At 42.1% G+C, this 523-nt stretch carries 1 protein-coding gene; it reads left to right on the top strand.

Features of this window, described 5'->3' with window-relative positions; translation table 11 throughout:
• Window positions 1-47: 47 nt before the first annotated feature.
• Window positions 48-523: LysR family transcriptional regulator (locus tag ABD296_RS50280; protein WP_344285842.1), on the top strand; the 476-nt coding region annotated here is incomplete at its 3' end.

A 523-nucleotide genomic window follows, 5' to 3' on the forward strand; every position in this document is an offset into this window, starting at 1 on the left:
GGCTTAATTTGAAACAATTTTAGGGTTTTATTTTTGGTATTTTTTTTATGAATCTGGAGCGGGTAGATCTTAATCTATTAATATATCTTGATGTTCTTCTTCGTGAAAAAAACGTTACTCGCGCAGCCGAACAGCTTGGTGTTACTCAGCCTGCCATGAGTAATATTTTACGCCGCTTGCGTAATTTATTTAATGACCCTCTCCTGATCCGCTCATCTGAAGGGATGACACCGACAGAACGTGCACTTGAATTACAACCGCGTATTCGTGATGCTCTTTCCGACCTTTCAATGATTTTGGAACCGCGTACCGAATTCCGCCCTTATACCAGTAATCGCGTTTTCCGTATTATGACTTCTGACTATGCAGAAGCCACCCTAGTCCCTCGTCTTGTTAAAGCCCTCCGCTCAGAAGCACCAAACGTTGTACTCGATTTTCTTACTCCAAGTGATGTGTCATATAGAGACATGGAACAAGGTAAAGTTGATCTAGCCATTAACCGCTTCAATGAAATCCCGCAAAG

This window comes from Actinomadura napierensis (genome assembly GCF_039529375.1).
Taxonomy (GTDB): Bacteria; Actinomycetota; Actinomycetes; order Streptosporangiales; family Streptosporangiaceae; genus Spirillospora; species Spirillospora napierensis.